Annotated in this window: 14 protein-coding genes; 9 read left to right on the top strand and 5 right to left on the bottom strand. The window is 58.4% G+C overall.

The annotated features are described in order from the left end of the window. Nucleotides 1-60 precede the first annotated feature (60 nt). Nucleotides 61-654, top strand: coding sequence for a uracil-DNA glycosylase family protein (locus FCS96_RS17820; protein ID WP_138441715.1), 594 nt, complete (start codon nt 61-63; stop codon nt 652-654). Between the two features lie 60 nt (nt 655-714). On the opposite strand, the gene glpD is transcribed toward FCS96_RS17820, so the two are convergent. Continuing rightward, entirely contained in the window at nt 715-2,244 is a 1,530-nt protein-coding gene (gene glpD / locus FCS96_RS17815) for a glycerol-3-phosphate dehydrogenase (RefSeq protein ID WP_138441714.1), read from the bottom strand. Between the two features lie 244 nt (nt 2,245-2,488). Next, nucleotides 2,489-3,247 carry a DeoR/GlpR family transcriptional regulator gene (locus FCS96_RS17810; RefSeq protein WP_138441713.1) on the bottom strand — a complete coding sequence of 253 codons (759 nt, stop codon included), beginning with the start codon at nt 3,245-3,247 and terminating at the stop codon, nt 2,489-2,491. 234 nt (nt 3,248-3,481) lie between these two features. On the opposite strand from FCS96_RS17810, the gene glpK reads away from it, so the two are divergent. Beyond that, nucleotides 3,482-4,954, top strand: coding sequence for a glycerol kinase GlpK (glpK, locus tag FCS96_RS17805; protein ID WP_138441712.1), 1,473 nt, complete (start codon nt 3,482-3,484; stop codon nt 4,952-4,954). A 1-nt stretch (nt 4,955) separates the two neighbouring features. Here the strand turns inward: glpK and FCS96_RS17800 are convergent, their stop codons facing one another. Further along, entirely contained in the window at nt 4,956-6,842 is a 1,887-nt protein-coding gene (locus FCS96_RS17800) for a sigma-54-dependent Fis family transcriptional regulator (RefSeq protein ID WP_138441711.1), read from the bottom strand. Nucleotides 6,843-7,175: 333 nt separating this feature from the next. On the opposite strand from FCS96_RS17800, the gene FCS96_RS17795 reads away from it, so the two are divergent. From FCS96_RS17795 to FCS96_RS17770, 6 genes are all read left to right on the top strand, one after another. Beyond that, on the top strand, nt 7,176-8,270 hold the full coding sequence (locus FCS96_RS17795; protein WP_138441710.1) for an ABC transporter ATP-binding protein: 1,095 nt from the start codon (nt 7,176-7,178) through the stop codon (nt 8,268-8,270). Then, entirely contained in the window at nt 8,270-9,370 is a 1,101-nt protein-coding gene (locus FCS96_RS17790) for an ABC transporter ATP-binding protein (RefSeq protein ID WP_138441709.1), read from the top strand. The genes FCS96_RS17795 and FCS96_RS17790 overlap by 1 nt, the downstream gene beginning before the upstream one ends. Beyond that, nucleotides 9,370-10,236, top strand: a complete 867-nt coding sequence (locus tag FCS96_RS17785; protein ID WP_138441708.1) for a carbohydrate ABC transporter permease — start codon at nt 9,370-9,372, stop codon at nt 10,234-10,236. Before FCS96_RS17790 ends, FCS96_RS17785 begins: the two co-directional genes overlap by 1 nt. A 10-nt stretch (nt 10,237-10,246) precedes the next feature. Beyond that, on the top strand, nt 10,247-11,053 hold the full coding sequence (locus FCS96_RS17780; RefSeq protein WP_138441707.1) for a carbohydrate ABC transporter permease: 807 nt from the start codon (nt 10,247-10,249) through the stop codon (nt 11,051-11,053). Between the two features lie 12 nt (nt 11,054-11,065). Beyond that, a complete protein-coding gene (locus tag FCS96_RS17775; RefSeq protein WP_138441706.1) occupies nt 11,066-11,341 on the top strand; it encodes a DUF2160 domain-containing protein in 276 nt (91 codons plus the stop codon). Nucleotides 11,342-11,526: 185 nt separating this feature from the next. Further along, nucleotides 11,527-13,269, top strand: a complete 1,743-nt coding sequence (locus FCS96_RS17770) for an ABC transporter substrate-binding protein (protein WP_138441705.1) — start codon at nt 11,527-11,529, stop codon at nt 13,267-13,269. An 88-nt stretch (nt 13,270-13,357) separates the two neighbouring features. Here FCS96_RS17770 and FCS96_RS17765 read toward each other — a convergent pair whose 3' ends face one another. After that, entirely contained in the window at nt 13,358-14,239 is an 882-nt protein-coding gene (locus tag FCS96_RS17765) for an aldo/keto reductase (RefSeq protein ID WP_228264157.1), read from the bottom strand. Between the two features lie 5 nt (nt 14,240-14,244). Beyond that, nucleotides 14,245-16,077, bottom strand: a complete 1,833-nt coding sequence (locus FCS96_RS17760; protein ID WP_228264156.1) for an alpha-amylase — start codon at nt 16,075-16,077, stop codon at nt 14,245-14,247. 265 nt (nt 16,078-16,342) lie between these two features. Here FCS96_RS17760 and malE point away from each other — a divergent pair, with 265 nt between their 5' ends. After that, nucleotides 16,343-17,542, top strand: coding sequence for a maltose/maltodextrin ABC transporter substrate-binding protein MalE (gene malE / locus FCS96_RS17755; RefSeq protein ID WP_138441703.1), 1,200 nt, complete (start codon nt 16,343-16,345; stop codon nt 17,540-17,542). Nucleotides 17,543-17,562: the final 20 nt, after the last annotated feature.

The raw sequence follows: 17,562 nt of genomic DNA, 5'->3' as shown, positions 1-17,562 counted from the left end.
GCCTATAGTCAGGCGAAAGCCGTTCGTACGCAATGATCAGGAGGCTGTTTTGCAAAGCCTATGGAATTGAGCGAGTTATCGTTTGCAGAGTTAGTGGCGCGGGTGCGGGCGTGTACCTTGTGTGCCGAGTTCTTGCCCCTGGGCCCAAGGCCGGTGATTCAGCTATCCGAATCGTCTCGGATCTTAGTCGTGGGTCAGGCTCCCGGGCGGCGTGTTCATGAGACCGGGTTGCCGTTCAATGATCCCAGTGGTGACCGGCTGCGGGAGTGGATGGGGGTGACCCGGGATACGTTTTACGACGAGCAAAAACTGGCCATTCTGCCCATGGGCTTCTGCTATCCGGGCACCGGCAAATCCGGCGATTTACCGCCGCGGCCGGAATGCGCGCCGGCCTGGCGCTCGGAGCTGCTCAGGCGGTTGCCTAACATCGGTTTGACTCTGGTCATTGGTCAGTATGCCCACGCCTGGCATCTTGGAGGAAAATCCCGCTCGGTCACCGAGCAGGTCCGTCACTGGCAGGACTATTGGCCTTCGGCGGTCCCGATGCCGCATCCAAGCCCTCGCAACAACCTCTGGCTACGCCGAAACCCCTGGTTTGAGCAGGACGTGGTGCCGGCCGTGCAGGAGAGGGTGGCCGAGTTGCTGAAAGAATAATCGCCAAAAAAAGCTCCGGGCGGAAGTTCATCCGGCCGGAGCGATGTGTTCGGTTAAGCCTCAGGCGTGTTGGTGCAACGGGCCGCTGCCATTGTCGCCGGTGGCGTGCTCTGTCAGGAACTGCTCCAGCGCCTGGACATTATCCTCGCTCGCATAGAGCCCCTGTTTGGTCCGTCGCCAGAGGATATCGTCGGAGGTGTGCGCCCATTCCTGAGCCACCAGGTACTCCACTTCGGCCTGATAGAGCGTGCCGGCAAAATGAATGCCCAAATCCGCCATGCTGCTGCATTGTTTCAGGATTTCGTAGGAGCTGGTGCCGTAGGTTCGCACGTAGCGGCTGATGACGGCCTTGTCCAGCCATGGGAAATCGGCCGTCATTTTGATTTCCAGGCTGTCGTGATTGTCGAAATCACCGCCCGGTAGGGTGGCGGTCTTGGTCCAGCGGCCGCGGGCATTCGGGAAGAACTGGCACAGTTTGTCGGTGGCCGCTTCCGCCAGTTTCCGGTAGGTGGTGATCTTGCCGCCAAAGACCGAAATCAGCGGCGCCTTGCCGTCCTCGGCACTGACCTCAAACGAGTAGTCCCGGGAAGCCTTCTGGGCGTTCTCCTGCTCGTCATCCATCAACGGACGCACGCCGGAGTACGACCAGACCACATCCTCGGCCGTCAGCTGCCGCTTGAAATGGGCGTTGACGATATCGAGTAGGTACTCCGTCTCCTCAGGAGAAATCTTCGCTTTCCTGGGATCGCCCTCGTAATCCACGTCAGTGGTGCCGACCAGGGAAAATTCATCCTCGTAGGGGATCACAAAAACGATGCGCTCATCCTCGTTCTGAAGGATGTAGGCCTCGGTGCCCTTGTTCATTCTGGGAATGACAATGTGGCTGCCTTTCACCATGCGGATCATCTTGGGCGCCGGCATCGACAGGGTTTCGCCAAACAGGCTACTGACCCAGGGGCCGGAGGCGTTGACGATCAGCCGGGTGGTTACGGTCTCTTCTGAGTTGTCAGCCATGTTCCGGAGCGTCACCTTCCAATCGGCGGAGCCGCGTTCGGCCTTCACGCACTTGGTGCGGGTCAGGATTCGGGCACCGGACTGCTCGGCTTTCTTGGCGGTCAGGATTACCAGGCGAGCATCGTCCACCCAGCCATCCGAGTATTCAAAACCCTTGGTAATTTCCGGCTTGAGAGGATCGGAGCTGTCGAACTTGATCGAGCGAGAGCTCGGCAACAATTCCCGTTTGGCCAGGTGGTCATACAGGAACAGGCCGGTGCGGATCATCCAGGCCGGACGCAGGTGAGGGCGGTGGGGCAGTCGGAAGCGCATGGGCCACATGATGTGGGGCGAATTGCGCAGCAGTGACTCGCGCTCGGCCAGGGCTTCCCGCACCAGGCGGAATTCGTAATGCTCCAGGTAGCGCAGGCCGCCGTGAATCAGCTTGCTGCTGCTGGAGGAGGTTGCCGATGCAAGATCGTTCATTTCACACAGCAGTACCTTCAGGCCCCGGCCTGCCGCATCCATGGCGATACCGGTGCCGTTGACCCCGCCGCCGACGACGACAACGTCATAGTGTTCGTGTTCATTAGCCATTGCTGCCTATCTCCTGCCTGAGCCAAAAAGTCAGCGCCAGAAAAGTCGCTCCCTGCCTGCGCACTTTTCGACCAGATTTAACGATACGATCATTATGCGAAAGCGGAACATATTCGTAAAGGAAAATAGAGAAAAAAAACGAAAAAAATAGCCGCAGTCTCAGGTTGGTTCTGACCGATGCCCGGGCAGGCGAATGGCGTTCTGGAGAGCCGTTTCTGGAGGCTACTTCGTCGTGCGGAATGCTTTAAACGATGTGCAGTTCAACGTTGTGTTCGGCCAGGGATTGGCTGATCTCGGCGGGTGGCTGCTTGTCGGTGAATACGTGGTCTGCCTGGGTGATGTTACCCAGGCGCACCATGGCGTTGCGGCCAAATTTGGTGTGGTCGGCTGCCAGCAGAACCTGATTGGAATTGGCGATGATGGCCTGGGCCACGCGCACCTCGCGGTAATCGAAATCCAGCAGCGAACCGTCGCTGTGGATTCCGCTGATGCCAATGATGCCGAAGTCCATCTTGAACTGATTGATGAAGTCCCGGGTGGCCTCTCCCACAATGCCGCCATCGCGATTACGAACTTCACCGCCGGCGATGATCACGTGAAAATCCTCTTTCGCAGCGAGGATGGAGGCAACGTGCAGGTTATTGGTGACTATCTGCAGGTTTTTCCGCTCCAGCAGGGCCTTGGCGATGGTCTCGGTGGTGGTGCCGATGTTGATGAACATGGAGGAGTTGTCCGGAATCATCTTGACCATAGCGGCCGCGATCCGTTCCTTGGCCTCCAGGTCCATGATCTTGCGGGCCTGGTATGCGGTGTTGGTGGTGCTGGAGTCGATGCCGGCACCGCCATGGTGACGGCGAAGCTTGTTCTGCTCGGCAAGCTCGTTCAAGTCCCGGCGGATGGTCTGGGGCGTCACCTTGAATTGATCAACGAGTTGCTCGGTGGTGACAAACCCGTTCTGTTGGATCAGCTCCATGATCAAATCCTGTCGGCGCCGCTGTGCCATGGCAATTACCTCCGCGTGATCTTTTTTGCTGTTGCGAAATAGTGAGCGTCTGAAAACATTCTCGAAGTTTAGTGCTTAAGGTCAGTTTGTGCAGCCTTTTTAATAGCTTGTCTCGTTTGGGCCAGACCCGACTGGCAAAATCACTTGGCATTTATGTTCAAAAAGGTAAAAATCCGAAAAAAATAGAACCTCACAAGAAAACCTCATAAAAAGAATCCGGATGACGAGCAGCCCATGACCCAGTACCTTCTCTCGATTGATCAGGGAACAACCAGTTCCCGCGCTATCCTGTTTGGCCTTGACGGAAAGATCCACGCTACCCGGCAGCAGGAGTTTCCCCAGCAGTTTCCTGCCAGTGGCTGGGTCGAGCATGACCCGGAAGCGATCTGGGCATCGGTCAGGGCAACTTGCGATCAGGTTATGGCGGAGGCCTGTGGTGGGGATGATCAGGTGCTGGCTGTGGGCATCACCAACCAGCGGGAAACCACGGTTCTGTGGGACCGAAAAACCGGCGAGCCGGTCTACAACGCCATTGTCTGGCAGGATCGCCGCACCGCAGCCTACTGTGAATCCCTGAAGCAGGAAGGGCTGGAGGCTCTGGTCGCGAGCAAAACCGGCTTGCTGATCGATCCCTATTTTTCCGCCACCAAGATTCGCTGGATTCTGGACAATGTTGACGGGGTTAGGGAGCGGGCTGAACGGGGAGAACTGGCCTTCGGTACCATCGATAGCTTCCTGCTCTGGCGCCTGACCGGAGGACAATCGCACCGCACCGATGCGACGAATGCCAGCCGTACCCTGCTGTTCGACATTCATCGGCAATGTTGGGACGAGGAGCTCTTGGCCCTGTTTGGAATTCCAGCCTCCCTGCTGCCGGAAGTGATGGACTCTTCCGACGACTTTGGTGAGATCAGCGAGGGTGGCGCACTGAATGGTTCGGCGGTGCTGGGTATTGCCGGGGACCAGCAGGCCGCGCTTTTTGGTCAGACCTGCTTCGATGTGGGCATGGCCAAAAGCACCTACGGCACTGGCTGCTTCCTGATGCTCAACACTGGCGACAAGGCTCTGGCATCAGAGCACCGCTTGCTGAGTACGGTGGCGTATCGGCTCAATGGCAGGCCAACCTACGCCCTGGAGGGCAGCATCTTCGTGGCCGGGGCTGCCATTCAGTGGCTTAGGGATGGCTTGAAATTAATCGGGGATGCCTGTGAAACCGAGCCTTTGGCGGAGCAGACCCCTTTGGATCATGGTGTCTATCTGGTTCCCGCGTTTACCGGCCTGGGTGCGCCCTACTGGGATCCGAACGCGCGAGGTGCGATCTTCGGCCTCACCCGCGACACGGGTATCAAGGAAATTGTCACCGCGGGTCTGCAATCGGTTTGCTACCAGACCAAGGATTTGCAAAAGGCCATGGAGCACGACGGTATCCGTGCCATTAACCTGCGGGTCGACGGCGGCATGGTGGCGAACAACTGGGTGTTGCAATTCCTGGCCAATATCCTGGGTGCGCGGGTGGACAGGCCATCGGTGGTCGAAACAACCGCATTGGGAGCCGCGTACCTGGCGGGACTCAGGGCCGGGGTTTATGGCTCACTGGAGGAGTTGACCGGGCTATGGCGATGCGATCGTCGTTTTGAACCGGTGATGACCAAGGAACACCGGGACCGACTCTACCAGGGCTGGGTTGAGGCGATCGGCCGGCTCTGAATCAGCGGATTCCCAGCTCGCGCAGCCGCTTGTAGAGCGTATTGCGGCTGATGGACAACTGTCGCGCAGTCTCCGACACATTACCTGTGCACTCCCGGTACACCTGCAGAGTTTGGGTCAGTGGGTCGGTGGTTGGCTCGTGCTCTTGCAACGGACTGCTCGAGCTGGCTTGGGCGGCACGATCCGGTCGGCTCTGCCGGGTGGGTGACACAGTGTCGTATTCAGCCAGAAAATCCTCCGGCAGGTGCCAGATATCCACTTCTTCGCCGTCTGCAATTGCGATAGCGACCCGCAGCACATTGACCAACTGGCGAATATTGCCCGGCCAGGGATGATTTTCCAGCGCAGACAGCACTTGCGGGGTTAATTCCTCTCGCTGGCCCGGGTCCCGGTGTTGGCGGTAAATATCCTGAATGAGCTCCCGCTTGTCGGTGCGTTGGCGCAGTGGCGGAAGCTTTACCGACAATCCGTTGATCCGGTAAAACAGATCCGCCCTGAATTGGCCGGCCTCGATCCGGGAGGACAGGGGCCTATTAGTCGCTGTGACGAGCAGGATGTCTACGGGCTTACTCTCGGTCGACCCAACCGGCGTGACGACCCGCTCCTGCAGTACCCTAAGCAGGCGGGATTGGGCTGCCAGTGGCATTTCGCCAATTTCATCGAGAAACAGGATGCCCTTGTTGGCTTTCCGGATTAAACCGAGTGAGCCCTGTGCCCGTGCGCCGGTAAAGGCACCCGATTCGTAACCAAACAGCTCCGACTCCACCAGTTCAGGCGGGATGGCCGCGCAATTGACCGCTACCAGGGGGGCGTCGCAGCGCGGGCTTGCACGATGCAAGGCTTTTACCATTACCTCCTTGCCCACCCCTGTTTCGCCGGTGATCAGTACCGGTACCCCACGCTGGAGCACTTTCAGCGCCTGATCGGCACAGCGCCGCACCGAGTTGTCACCGTACTCAAGGCTGGAGAGATCCTGGGGCGGTGTTTTTTCGTGGCTGCCGGCGCCAGCTGTTGTGGTGGTAGTAGCCCGGGCGGGCTCAGAAGGTCGCTTCAGTCGGGCGCTCAGTCGTACTTTGCCCTTGGTGACGAGCTGAATGGCGGTGTGGTCAGGGTGCCCCAGGATATGCTGGCGGGAGCTGGTGAACAGATCGTCGAGGTAACGCTGGACCGTGCTGGTGGCCAGCAGTTGGTCGGCGCGCTGGTTGCTGGCCACAATCTTGCCCGCACTGTCGCACATCAGGATGCCGGACCAGGGGCTGTCGAAGTTGTCAGCGGTGGTATTCAGGGTGATCTGGACGTGGCTGGCTTCAAATTGCCGGATGATCAACCGGTTCTCCACCGACTGAGACAGCAGGCGCACCATGCCCAGGGTGTGGGCCTGGGGCAGGTAGGCGTCGCTGAACACGCTGAGCACGCCCGCGAGCTGTTTCCGGGTGTCGAAGATAGGCGCGGCCGAACCAATCAGGCTGCGGAACTGCTTTAGAAAATGTTCGTTGCGCTGGACCTGCACCGGCAGTTGGTTGGCGATTGCGGTGCCAATGGCGTTGGTGCCGCAAAGGGATTCCTGCCAATTGGCGCCGCGCTGGAGCCAGGGTCGAAGGCGGACGTCGGTGACGCGTTCGTCGCCCCAGCTTTTGAGGATGGTGGCGGCCGGGTCCGTCATCAGGATCAGGCAGCGGCTGCTGGACAGGACATTCCGGTAATAGGGCACCACTTCGGCGGCGGTGCTGGCCATCAGTTCGGTGTGCTTCAGCTCGACGTCTTTTAGATAGGCCGGGTCGGCGGTTCGGGCTACTGGTTTGTCATCGTGGCTGAGGCCCCAGGCCAGGCAGCGGTTCCAGGAGTCGGTTACGAGCTGTCGTTCTTCTGCGCGTTCGTTTTTTCGCATAACCCTGGTCCCGGTGGTCGCCTTTAGTTTTTTGGTTCGCCAAGCGCGCCGTAACTGTTCAGTTTGGTGGTGTGAGTTGTTCAATAATGTGTTCAATTGATCGGCTCGTCAATGTTCAAGCTGAACAAAGTAGTGTTAAACGAACATCTGAACATTCGCAGAAGATTTCTGGCAGTGTTTAAAAAAATTCTTTAAAAACAGATTAATACGTGTTTTCACTTACAGTCTGCAAAAAAGTGGTACATCGATTGCGTTGGCGTTTCGAGCTTGTAGTGTTCGGAGTCCGCCAACACACTCCGCTTAGCGTTCGTAAAAGAACAAAAAGGAAGGTCTATGTCCTTAGTACTGGAGAATCTCTCCCATGAGGTCGATGGTGTCGATTTCATCCGGGATGCCAACCTCACCTTTGAGGCGGGTTCTTTCAATGTCCTGCTTGGCCGTACCCTGGCCGGAAAAACGTCTCTGATGCGCCTGATGGCGGGTCTTGATAAGCCGACCCGCGGCCGCCTGATCTACAACGGCACCGACGTAACCGGCCAGTCAGTACAGAGCCGTAACATTTCGATGATTTACCAGCAGTTCATCAACTACCCGAACCTTACTGTCTACGAAAACATTGCCTCACCCCTGCGCCTGGCCAAGACACCCGAGAGCGAGATTGATCGGCGGGTGAAGGAAACCGCGTCGATGCTGCAAATCGAACCGTTGTTGAAACGTCATCCCCTGGAGTTGTCCGGTGGCCAGCAACAGCGCACGGCCATGGCCCGCGCCCTGGTCAAGGATTCCACCCTGGTGCTGTTTGATGAACCCCTGGTAAACCTGGACTACAAACTGCGGGAAGAACTGCGGGCGGAACTTCGTCATCTGTTCCGGGAGCGCCAGTGCATTGCGGTGTATGCGACGACCGAAGCCAACGAAGCACTCGCCCTGGGTGGCACGACCACCTTGTTGCACGAGGGGAAGGTGGTGCAGAGCGGGCCGGTAATGGATGTTTACCGGGCGCCGGTCAGTACGCTGGCGGCCCAGTTGTTCAGCGAGCCACCGATGAACATGATTCGGGGCCGGGTGTCCGCCACCGAAGTCACCTTCGACGAGTACTCCCATCACGCCCTGACACAGGGGCTGGCGAAGCTGACGCCGGGCGATTACTGGTTCGGTATTCGCCCCAGTCACATTGGCCTGGTGCCGACCAGTGATGATGATCTCGAGATGTCCATGGAGGTGGAGCTGAGCGAAATCAGTGGTTCGGAAACCTTCATGCACGTTGAGAACAGCCATTTTGAAATGGTGCTGCAGCTGATGGGCGTTCACTCCTACCACACCGGTGCGCCGGTCAAGGTCTACCTGCCGATCAATAAGCTGTTTGTGTTCGACAGCGACGAACAGCTGGTGCACACCCCGACCCAGGTTTCAGGAGGAGCTGCCTGATGGCCGAAATTCAATTGAAATCGCTGGCACACAGCTACAGTGCCACGCCAGCTGGTGCTGAAGACTACGCCATTCGCCAACTTGACCATGTCTGGGAGAAGGGGGGTGCCTACGCGCTGTTGGGTCCCTCGGGCTGTGGCAAGAGCACCATGCTCAACATCATATCCGGACTGCTCGCACCCTCCGAGGGAGACGTACTGTTCGATGGCCGCCGGGTCAATGAACTGTCGCCCAGGGAGCGCAACATCGCTCAGGTGTTCCAGTTCCCGGTGATCTACGACTCGATGACCGTGTTCGATAACCTGGCGTTCCCGCTCAAGAACAACAAGGTGCCCACCTCCCAGATCAAGGCCCGGGTCCACGAGATCGCGGAAGTTCTGGAAATCGGGGACAAGCTTTACAAGAAGGCGAAGAACCTGACCGCTGATGAAAAGCAGAAGGTGTCCATGGGGCGTGGACTGGTGCGGGAAGACGTCTCGGCGATCCTGTTTGACGAGCCCCTGACGGTGATCGATCCGCAGCTGAAATGGAAGTTGCGGCGCAAGCTCAAGCAGATCCATGAAAAGTTCGACATCACCATGGTGTACGTCACCCATGACCAGCTTGAGGCGTCCACCTTTGCCGACAAGATTGCGGTGATGTACGGCGGTCAGATTGTTCAGTTCGGCACGCCAACGGAACTGTTCGAGCGGCCAAACCACACCTTTGTGGGTTTTTTCATTGGCAGTCCGGGGATGAACCTGATCCCCGTTGAACGGCGCCCTGAAGGGGTCATGTTCAACGGCGTGTTCGTGCCGCTTGAGGCTTGGCAGAACAGCCTGCTGCAAAGGGTGAAGAGCGATAACCTGAAGATTGGCATCCGCCCGGAATTTATCGAGATTTCCGAGAGCCAATCCGATGACTCTCTGGAGGCCACAGTTCTGGACGTGGAGGACCTTGGTACCTACAAGATCGTCACCGTTGAGGTGGGCGGCCAGACGCTGAAAGTGCGCCAGAGCGAAGACTTTCGCAGCGACGTGGGCGCCGGTGTTCATCTTCTTTTCCCGAAACAGTGGCTGATGCTGTACGTGGATGAGTTTCTGATCAAGGAGCAGCAGTGATGGCCAAAATACCCAATAACCGTGCCTGGTGGCTGGTGCTGCCGGTTTTCCTTCTGGTCGCTTTTTCGGCCTTGGTACCGTTGATGACGGTAGTGAACTACTCGGTTCAGGATATCTTCGGACCGGGCCAGGCCTACTACGTGGGCACCGAATGGTTCAAAGAGGTGCTGACCAATGAGCGGTTGCAGGATTCACTGCTGCGCCAATTCCTGTTCTCCGGGGCCGTGCTGATGATTCAGATTCCCCTGGGTATCGGTATCGCCCTGATGATGCCGAAATCCGGTATGAAGGCATCGCTGGTGCTGATTCTGCTGGCGATTCCGCTGCTGATTCCCTGGAACGTGGTGGGCACCATCTGGCAGATCTTCGGCCGCGGTGACATCGGCCTGTTCGGCTGGGCACTGAATTCCATGGGCTTTGATTACAACTATACCGGCGACACTGTCGATGCCTGGTTTACCGTGCTGTTGATGGACGTATGGCACTGGACGCCGCTGGTGGCGCTGCTGTGCTACTCCGGGTTGCGGGCAATCCCGGAGGCGTTTTATCAGGCGGCGGAGATTGATCGCGCCTCGAAGTGGGCGGTGTTCCGTTACATCCAGCTGCCACGGTTGAAGAACGTGCTGATCATCGCGGTGCTGCTGCGCTTTATGGACAGCTTCATGATCTACACCGAACCCTTCGTACTGACCGGTGGTGGCCCGGGGAGCTCAACCACGTTCCTGAGCCAGACCTTGACCACCATGGCCATCGGTCAGTTTGACCTGGGCCGCGCGGCAGCGTTCTCGTTGATCTACTTCCTGATCGTATTGCTGATTTCCTGGCTGTTCTTTACCGCCATCACTCACGCCGACAAAGAAAAATAAGGAGGGCGCGATGAAACAGACACGTTCCAAAAACATCGGGATCACCATCTACATCGTGCTGCTGCTGACGCCGATCTACTGGTTGCTGAACATGTCGTTCAAGACTAACCAGGAGATTCTGAGCGGGCTGACCCTGTGGCCGGAGAATTTCACCTTCGCCAACTACGCGGTCATTTTTACTGATCCGAGCTGGTACAACGGGTACCTGAACTCCATGCTGTACGTCTCGATCAACGTGGTGATCACGCTTCTGGTGGCCCTGCCGGCCGCCTACGCGTTCAGCCGCTACAAGTTCGTAGGCGACAAGCATCTGTTCTTCTGGTTGCTGAGTAACCGGATGGCACCCCCCGCGGTTTTCCTGCTGCCGTTCTTCCAGCTGTATTCGTCCATCGGCCTGTTCGATACCCACATTGCGGTCGCTCTGGCGCACTGCCTGTTTAACGTACCGCTGGCGGTCTGGATCCTGGAGGGTTTTATGTCCGGGGTGCCGCGCGAGTACGACGAAATGGCCTACATTGATGGGTACAGTTTCCCGAAGTTCTTCGTGAAGATCTTTTTGCCGATGATCCGTTCCGGCATTGGTGTGACCGCGTTCTTTGCCTTCATGTTCTCGTGGGTTGAGCTGCTGCTGGCGCGAACGCTGACATCGGTAGATGCCCAGCCCATTGCCGCCATCATGACCCGAACGGTGGGGGCGAGCGGGATCGACTGGGGGGTTCTGGCGGCGGCTGGTGTACTGACCATTATCCCCGGCATTCTGGTGATCTGGTTCGTGCGCAACCACGTTGCCACTGGCTTCGCTCTTGGACGCGTTTAAAGGAGAACAGACATGCTTGCGTGGATGAACTGGACTCCGTCCGTTGCCATTTTTTTCGCCGTCATTGCAGCCATTCTGGCGGTGATGACCGTTTACGAAATTGTTTCACCCTGCGCCGAGCGCAAGGGTTTTCTGCCCATTGCCACGACCCGGGGGGACCGCCTGTTTATCGGTCTGTTGTCGGCGGCGTATATCCACCTGACCTTTCTAGCGGTCAGTGATATCACGCTGCTGGTTGCGCTGGCGGTGTCGGTGGTTTGGTTGCTGGTGCTGTTGCGCTGGGGCTAGCGGGGGCTGAAAAGACTGGGTGCCCGGTTGTAAAGATTTCGCAAACGAACTAATTTCTGGATCATGGTCGGAATCGATCAGTTTTCGGTTTCGACATGAAAGAATAGCGCCGTAGGAGCGCTATGACTCTGGAAGCGGGGCAGGGGCTGTTCCGCTCCATTCAATAAGGACGAACGAGGTCGGATATGTTTAAGAACAATAAATATCCCCGAACCATGCTTCTGGGCGCCGCGATCGGTGCTGCGGCGCTTGGTTTGAGCCTGCAGGCCAGTGCCAATGAGAATCTGGACGCGGCCGAAAAGTGGGTGAACAACTCCTTCAAGCGATCAACGCTGACCAAAGAGCAGCAGATGCAGGAGATGAAGTGGTTCATCGAGGCCGCGAAGGAATTTCGCGGCATGGACATCAACGTTGTCTCGGAAACCATCGCCACCCACGAGTACGAATCCACCGTTCTGGCCAAGGCCTTCTCTGAAATTACGGGCATCAACCTGACTCATACCCTGATTCAGGAAGGTGACGTGATCGAGAAGCTGCAGACGCAAATGCAGTCTGGCCGGAATATCTACGACGGCTGGGTAAACGACTCGGACCTGATCGGTACGCACTTCCGCTACGGGAAGGTAATGCCGGTTGAGGACATCATGAACGGCGAAGGCAAGAACCTGACTTTGCCGACTCTGGATCTTGAAGACTTCATCGGTCTCGAATTCACCACCGGTCCTGATGGCAAGCTGTACCAGCTACCAGACCAGCAGTTTGCCAACCTGTACTGGTTCCGCGCCGACTGGTTCGAGCGTGATGACCTGAAGAAACAGTTCCAGGACATTTACGGTTATGAGCTGGGTGTACCGGTTAACTGGTCCGCCTACGAGGATATCGCCGAGTTCTTCTCGGTCCACGTTAAAGAGATCGACGGCGAAAAAGTCTACGGTCACATGGACTACGGCAAGAAAGACCCGTCACTGGGCTGGCGTTTCACTGACGCCTGGTTCTCCATGGCGGGTGCTGGCGACAAGGGCCTGCCCAACGGTCTGCCTGTTGATGAGTGGGGTATCCGGGTTGAAGAGTGTCATCCGGTAGGTTCGAGTGTCAGCCGCGGTGGTGCTACCAATGGCCCGGCCGCAGTTTTTGCCACCACCAAGTACGTCGACTGGCTGCGTGAATTTGCACCGCCTGAAGCCCAGGGCATGACCTTCTCGGAAGCCGGTCCGGTTCCGGCCCAGGGTGGCGTGGCCCAGCAGATTTTCTGGTACACCGCCTTCACGGCCAGCATGATCGAAGACGGCCTGCCGGTGGTCAACGAAGATGGCACGCCCAAGTGGCGGATGGCGCCGTCTCCGCGTGGACCCTACTGGGAAGAGGGCATGAAGCTGGGTTATCAGGACGTGGGTTCCTGGACCTTCATGAAGTCCACCCCGGAGAAGCGTCGTCTGGCTGCGTGGCTCTACGCGCAGTTTACCGTGTCCAAGACCGTGTCCCTGGAAAAGACCATCGCGGGTCTGACGCCTATTCGTGAGTCTGACATCGAGTCAGAGGCGATGACTGAAATGGCACCCAAACTGGGTGGTCTGGTTGAGTTCTACCGTAGCCCTGCTCGGGTGCAATGGTCTCCAACCGGTACCAACGTGCCTGACTATCCCAAGCTGGCGCAGCTGTGGTGGCAGTATATCGCCCAGGCGGCAAGTGGCGAGGCAACTCCCCAGAAAGCACTGGACGGACTGGCCCAGGCCCAGGATCGCGTTATGGAGCGCCTGGAGCGCGCCAGCGTCATGCCGAACTGTGGTCCGAAGCTGAACGAAGAGCGTGATCCGCAGTACTGGCTGGATCAGCCGGGCTCGCCGAAGGCCAAGCTGGCCAACGAGAAGCCCCAGGGCAAGACCGTTGCCTACGATGAGCTGTTGAAGACCTGGGAAGAGGACCGCTAAACGCGGTAGCCCAAACCCATAAAAAGCCCGGTCCACGAAAGTAGGCCGGGCTTTTTTGTGTCGGCAATCGAAGCCTTGGTGCCGCCGGTCAGGCTACCCGGTGGCCGCGGACGGCCTCCAGCAACGCATACCAGAGGGACCGTGGCAACACACTTTGGGCACCCGCCTGGGCTGCCCGAATACGTGACTCGCGCATGGACCCCAGAACCGGGATCGGCGAGCCTGGCAGTTGCCGTAGCCAGGCTATGGCCAACCCGGTTTCACACAGGCCGGTTTCCTCTTTCGCCGCCGCCAGTAGTTCCTGCGGCAGGGCGTCTGCCAGTGCGCCACCGCCCAGGGGCGACCACGCCAGCCAGCGCAGTTCATCCTTCAGGTGCGCCTCCATAGTGCCGTCGAACAGCGCCTCGGTATGGCTCAGCGACAGCTCGCTCTGATTGCACACCAGCGGCAACCTGCAGTTGTGCTGGAGCCAGCGCCACTGCTCCGGCAGGAAATTGGACACACCGATTTGCCGGATTTTGCCCGTCTCGACCGCTTTTTCCAGCGCCGCCATGGCGGAATCCGCCTGCATCAGCGGGTCCGGCCGGTGAATCAGGAAAGTATCAATTTGCTCCACTTGCAGGCGCGTCAGGGCGCGATCAATGGCGTTGGCAATATAGCCAGCCTCGGCGCGGTAATGCTTGGTCTTCCAGCGACTTTCGTCCTGATGTCCAGGGACGATACCGGTCTTGGTGATAATCCTTACTTTTTGGCGCAGGCTCGGGTCGGCGGCCAGCGCTTCACCGAAAATCCGCTCACACTCGGTATCGCCATAAATGTCGGCGTGGTCAAACACGTTCAGGCCTTCGTCCAGCCGCGCGTTGATCCAATTGGCCAGGTTGGCAGGGTTGGTCAGTTCGGCGTGATCATGCAGCCGCATCATGCCGAGGATCAGAGGCGTATGGGCCAGGTAATCGGTTGAGTCTGTCATCAGTGCTATTTCCTTGCGAAGGCGACGATGATTCGGTCGTCCCCGTGAGTTCTTGAGAAGGTGTAAGGTTGCTGGCTGATCAGCTTGTGAGCACCGGCGCCAACGGCTGGGTGGCGGTCCCTGAATTGCCCCAGGGCCTGCCAGTGACCCAGGATGTTTGCTGTCTCTGGCTGCTCAAGGTCGGCCCAGTTCATGTCCGACCGGGTACCCTGGTGGGGGTCCGAGCCCGTTGCCCCGAAGGGGCGTCCGGTCTCGTCGCCGTAAAAAATCTGCACCGCGCCGGGAGTCAGCAGCAGGGCTGCGGCAGCCCGTTTCTGCAGCACCGGGTCACCGCCCGCTATGCGGCTGAACAGATTGGTGTCGTGGGATGAGATGTAGCTCATCACGTTGAACGGAGTCTCGCCATGCATTCTGCTGGCGTAGTCCTGATAGACCGATTCCATGGCGGGCAGGCACTTGGCGCCGGCGTTGGCTTCTTCTTGCAGGTCGAAGTTAATCACGGCGTCGAAGCCGGCGTCAAAGTAGCCGCTGCGCCGAACCGAATGCGGGAACACTTCGGCTACCATCCAGAACTCCTCGGCGGGTAGGGCGGCGTCCGGGTTTGCGGCACGGTAATCGTTCAGTGCCTGCTGGGCCTGTTGCTTAAGTTTGTTCCAGGCCTCAGGTTCGACATGCTTGGCAGTGTCGACCCGGAAACCGTCTACGCCGAAGTCACGAACCCAAGTGGTCAGCCAGGTAACGAGGTAGTCGCGCACGGTAGCGTCAGCCATGGCTTCGGCCCGGGATGAGGTCTTGTTTTGCAGGAATAGCGGCAGGTCCACAGTCTGTTCGGACTCGGTTTTGAAATCCGGCAGGAATGCGAGGGAGCCGCGCTGGGCATCAATCGACGCGTTGGGTGGGGTGTCATAGTCGGCGATGCCGGCTCTGACCCAGTCCTTGCCCCACCAGTGGCGCCAGTCGCTGTGGTCGTAATCGATGAAGGCATGGTAGGCGTGGTTGTTCTCCCAGGACTCAGGCTGCCATTGGCCCCATTGGTCGGGCAAATGCTTCTCGAAGCCGTCATACAGTGAGCCGAAACCGAACGTTTGCATGTCTTGCAGGGTGCTGTAGCCGGGGTGGTTCATCACCACGTCCATGACCACGCGGATGTCCCGCTTGTGGGCTTCTTCGACCAGCGTGCGAAATTCCTCCCGGGTGCCGAAGTTGGCATCGGGGACGGTGAAATCGAGGGCGTAGTAGCCGTGGTAGCCATAGTGGCGGAAATCGCCCCGGTCGCCGCCGCCGACCCAGCCGTGAATTTGCTCGAAGGGCGGCGTGATCCAAACGGCATTCACGCCTAGTTGACTGAGGTAGTCCAGTTTCTGGGTCAGTCCGGCGAAGTCGCCGCCGTGAAAGGTGCCAATCTCGTCCTTGCCATCGCGCTCACGGCCGTAATTCACGTCGTTATCCGTGCGGCCGTTGGCGAAACGGTCCGTCACCGCAAAATAGACAGTGGCACCTGCCCATTTGAACTGGCCAATGCTATCGTCAGCCGGTTCCAGCAAAACCAGGCCTTCGGCGCCGTCTGCCGGCTTCAGGGTGACCTGGCCATCCTGAACCCTGGCCATACGGCCGCTGTAAAAATCACGAACCTGCTCGCCCTCGGCAAAGATGTTGCCGACCGGGATACTGATCTCGTTGGTGCCGGCCTCGCAGAACATGTCTGTTGGGACGGTGCCTGGCGGGCCTGCCACGGCAGCGGCGTGAGGGCGCTGCGAATTATCGGTCACACAGCCGGTGATCAGCAGCGCAGCAGCCATGCCGGTCGAGAAAGACAGTGGGGTGACGCAGGGTTTCATGGTGTCAGCTCCGGTTGGGATTATGGTTCTTGTGCGTGACATGAAAGCAGAGTCGGAACCGGGGTGGTAGACGGAGATCTCTACGCCTTTCTACTCCCCCGCGCTACGCCTCGGGGAATGAAATAAGGGGGGATGCTTATTCAGCCCAGTTGCCACAAAGTGCAAAGACTCGCAAAAGCGCATTTTGCGTTCATCCCGGCCCACCAACACCTCGCGAATGGCCGGACAACAAGAATAAGGCAAGCACAGACAGAGGAAACACCTGATGAATCGTCGACTCTTTATTCGCAGTACCCTCGCCGCATCTATCGTCGCCGCCACGGTTGGGCTGTCCGCACCTGCCCATGCCGAAATCGAATCCGGCAAGCTGTTGGTGTGGATCAATGGTGACAAGGGCTACGATGGCCTGCAGGAAGTGGGTGACTGGTTCACCAAGGAAACCGGCATTCCGGTCGAGGTTGCTCACCCAGACAATGCCACCGACAAATTCCAGCAGTCCGCCGCTACCGGCAATGGTCCCGACATCTTTATCTGGGCCCATGACCGTTTTGGCGAGTGGGCTCAGAGCGGCATCATTTCCGAGATCAAGCCTTCCAGTAAGGTGGTTGATGCCAACTACGGGTTCACCTGGGATGCCGTCACCGTCGACGGTAAGACATACGGCTACCCCATGGCTGTTGAATCCATTGGTCTGATCTACAACAAAGACCTGCTGCCTGAGCCGCCCAGAGCCTTCGAGGACATTCCCGCGGTGCACAAGAAACTGGCGGAAAACGGCAAGAGTGCGATTCTGTGGGATTACAACAACACCTACTTCACCTGGCCGATGCTGGCAGCGGCTGGCGGCTACATTTTCGCTGAGTCGGATGACGGTTCAGTGAACGTGAAGGACACCGGTGTAAACACCGAAGGCGCGGTCAAGGGCGCACAAGCGCTGACCACGTTGATCGAGGAGGGCGTTATGCCCCGTGGCGCCGATTACAGCGCCATGGAGTCGAGCTTTAACAAAGGCGAGACCGCGATGATGATCAACGGTCCATGGGCCTGGGGCAACCTGGAGAAAAGTGGCATCAACTTTGGTGTAACCACGCTGCCCACCGTAGACGGCGAGCCCAGCAAGCCAATGGTCGGCGTAATGGCGGCGACACTGAACTCTGCCAGCCCCAACAAAGACCTGGCGGTTGAATTCCTGGAGAACTACGCGCTGTCCGTCAAAGGCCTGAAAATGGTGAATGACGACGTACCGCTCGGTGCCGTAGCCAACAAGGAATTCATGGACGAACTGTCGTCCAACCCGAACATCAAGGCGACGTTCGAAAACGCTCAGCTGGGTGAACCCATGCCCAACGTTCCCGCGATGGGGGCCTTCTGGTCATCCATGGGACCGGCTCTGCAGAACATCACCTCTGGCCGACAGCCTGTCGAAGATGCCTTGAACGCGGCGGCCCAGCGTATCACCCGGTAATACCGGTGGGCCGTTCGGGC

The organism is Marinobacter alexandrii, assembly GCF_005871205.1.
Lineage (GTDB): Bacteria > Pseudomonadota > Gammaproteobacteria > Pseudomonadales > Oleiphilaceae > Marinobacter > Marinobacter alexandrii.
Note: the sequence above shows the minus strand (reverse complement) of the source record. Positions and strands in the feature narration are given on the sequence as shown.

Excerpts from the sequence above, each read along its gene's own strand:
- FCS96_RS17810 (WP_138441713.1), bottom strand. The coding sequence starts at position 3,247 with ATGGCACAGCGGCGCCGACAGGATTTGATCATGGAGCTGATCCAACAG.
- FCS96_RS17760 (WP_228264156.1), bottom strand. The coding sequence starts at position 16,077 with ATGAAACCCTGCGTCACCCCACTGTCTTTCTCGACCGGCATGGCTGCT.
- malE (WP_138441703.1), top strand. The coding sequence starts at position 16,343 with ATGAATCGTCGACTCTTTATTCGCAGTACCCTCGCCGCATCTATCGTC.
- FCS96_RS17765 (WP_228264157.1), bottom strand. The coding sequence starts at position 14,239 with ATGACAGACTCAACCGATTACCTGGCCCATACGCCTCTGATCCTCGGC.
- FCS96_RS17785 (WP_138441708.1), top strand. The coding sequence starts at position 9,370 with ATGGCCAAAATACCCAATAACCGTGCCTGGTGGCTGGTGCTGCCGGTT.
- glpK (WP_138441712.1), top strand. The coding sequence starts at position 3,482 with ATGACCCAGTACCTTCTCTCGATTGATCAGGGAACAACCAGTTCCCGC.
- FCS96_RS17820 (WP_138441715.1), top strand. The coding sequence starts at position 61 with ATGGAATTGAGCGAGTTATCGTTTGCAGAGTTAGTGGCGCGGGTGCGG.
- FCS96_RS17795 (WP_138441710.1), top strand. The coding sequence starts at position 7,176 with ATGTCCTTAGTACTGGAGAATCTCTCCCATGAGGTCGATGGTGTCGAT.
- FCS96_RS17790 (WP_138441709.1), top strand. The coding sequence starts at position 8,270 with ATGGCCGAAATTCAATTGAAATCGCTGGCACACAGCTACAGTGCCACG.
- FCS96_RS17770 (WP_138441705.1), top strand. The coding sequence starts at position 11,527 with ATGTTTAAGAACAATAAATATCCCCGAACCATGCTTCTGGGCGCCGCG.
- glpD (WP_138441714.1), bottom strand. The coding sequence starts at position 2,244 with ATGGCTAATGAACACGAACACTATGACGTTGTCGTCGTCGGCGGCGGG.
- FCS96_RS17800 (WP_138441711.1), bottom strand. The coding sequence starts at position 6,842 with ATGCGAAAAAACGAACGCGCAGAAGAACGACAGCTCGTAACCGACTCC.
- FCS96_RS17775 (WP_138441706.1), top strand. The coding sequence starts at position 11,066 with ATGCTTGCGTGGATGAACTGGACTCCGTCCGTTGCCATTTTTTTCGCC.
- FCS96_RS17780 (WP_138441707.1), top strand. The coding sequence starts at position 10,247 with ATGAAACAGACACGTTCCAAAAACATCGGGATCACCATCTACATCGTG.